Source organism: Bacillus sp. D48C (assembly GCF_053345735.1).
Genome location: NZ_JBKFAQ010000010.1, coordinates 222,679 through 224,714 on the forward strand (window position 1 = coordinate 222,679; position 2,036 = coordinate 224,714).

At 36.7% G+C, this 2,036-nt stretch carries 1 protein-coding gene and 1 pseudogene; both read right to left on the reverse strand.

All coding sequences use genetic code 11. The features are described 5' to 3' along the window. Positions 1 to 195 precede the first annotated feature (195 nt). Entirely contained in the window at positions 196 to 1,323 is a 1,128-nt protein-coding gene (locus ACLBXA_RS22320) for a bifunctional lytic transglycosylase/C40 family peptidase (RefSeq protein ID WP_086422683.1), read from the reverse strand. Positions 1,324 to 1,327: 4 nt separating this feature from the next. Continuing rightward, a pseudogene (locus ACLBXA_RS22325) lies at positions 1,328 to 2,036 on the reverse strand (VirB4 family type IV secretion system protein); the annotation flags it as partial.

A 2,036-nucleotide genomic window follows, 5' to 3' on the forward strand; every position in this document is an offset into this window, starting at 1 on the left:
TTTTACCTTTTGTAGCTTCCTCTAAAATTTCATCATTAACTGCAATAAATACCGTAAGTGCTAAGAACGGAACCACAACGATTAAATCAATATTTACACTTACAAGACCTAATACTAAATTGACAGCCATAACCACTAAGAATAGATATACTTTCGATCTATCTAACGACAACATTTTTTCACACTCCTATTTTTCTAGAATCGCCTTACGTGACCAGAAAAGACTTTTTTCCAATACGGATTATTTAAATCTTCAATAGAAACACCTTTATTCGTTTGACATCCAATGAAAGTATTTTTATCAATTACAATGCCAACGTGTCCGTCATGTTTGTAGGTATCAAAGAAAATAACATCACCCGGTTTCATATCATTTGCTGATACTTTTGTACCAATTTTATTTAATGTTTCCGTACTTACAGCACCAATCGGACTGGTATACATTCCTACTTGTTCGAATGCCCAGCGTACAAAACTACTACAATCAAATATCCCTCTTGCGATGTCATTTGTGTTACGTCCTCCACCAAATACATAGGTAGAACGCCCTATCCATTGGCGACCTACATCAGCAACTTTTGAACCGCTACTTCCGCCACTTCCTGGATTTCCTCCTCCACCAGAAACAACAGAACCCGGCTGATAATATTTTAAAACTGCATCAACGTACAATATATCGCCATAACACGCTTGATACGGTACGGCTTCTGGTCTAAGGCAATGATACATGCCTGTATGTTTTACTTTTTGATACTGTTGTTGTGAAAATTTGATTGCTAATTCTTTCGTGTACTTGCCACCATTTGCGCCAACAAAATCAAAAAATCCTGTCCCGAAATTGTAGGCTTGAAGGGCTGTTTTAATATGATCCATATCCCCAGGACTCGTTACTCCGGCTCTTTCTATCGCATGTTTAAACTCCTGTACACCAGCCCAAATACTGTAGTCTGGATCTGTAATACAGTTTGGTGATTTACAATATTTCGTATTAAAAGCCCCCTCTGATGATTGCATTGGATCGCTACCTCGTCCTCCGCTTTCTTGCATCATTTGAGCAAGCATTAAAGCAACAAAAGGTTCCACGCCAAAAGCTTTTGCATGCTTCCGAATCGTAGGTTCCCATTTTAGAACTTCGGGCGAAACATTCATGACTTGCCCTTCACCTGTATACGTAATATCACCCGTGTCTGTTCCACTTTCGCCACCCATTGCTGCAATGAAAATACTCATAACTCCAAGTAAAAGAAAAGAAAAAAGACCCATCACAAGTAGCGCTAAAGTGATGAGCCATTTCTTTGGTATAATCTTTAAAACTAGATGCATAGCATTAAGCACCTCCCCCGAATAACATCAATTCTTCATCTGTTACTTCTACATGGAAGTGAATGTTTTTAACAGCCCCAATACTTAAAATGACATCTCCTGTTGGTAAATGTGGAATTGCTGCAATTTCACTTTCACTTAACTGTCCTGCAAATACTTTTCGTAACATATCTAAACTGTTATTATCTTGTTGCATGATAAATTTGTACTGTGTAAGTTCAAATAGTTTTTTAATTTCATCAATCATTTCTTGTGAAGATCCTTCCGGTACAAAATCACGAATCGTGTGACTTGCATATAAAAGCCCTGCAAAGTATTTTCGATCTTCTCGGCTAAGTTTCGTTAAAAATTGTAGCGCATGAGCGCTTTCTTTTTTTGTGTTTATGATATGATGCGCCTCGTCAATAATAATGAAATAACGAATTACATCTTCAAATGCAAGTTGCTTTTTGTTAAAGGCTTTTAATTGAGGCGCACCATTTGAAATCATTTCATCCCAAAGGAGATTTAACACATTAAAGATCTGTGCCTGGAATACTTCTGGTTTAAAGCTGGATATATTCCGTAAGGAAAAGGATACAACTTGTTCTTTCTTGAAATCTTCAATGGTAGTATGGCCATCAAATAATTCTGCATATGCTTCTACTAAATTTGTAAGATTTAATTCAATTAATTCTAAACGATGAATTCTACTGTCTCCTAAATTATCATGA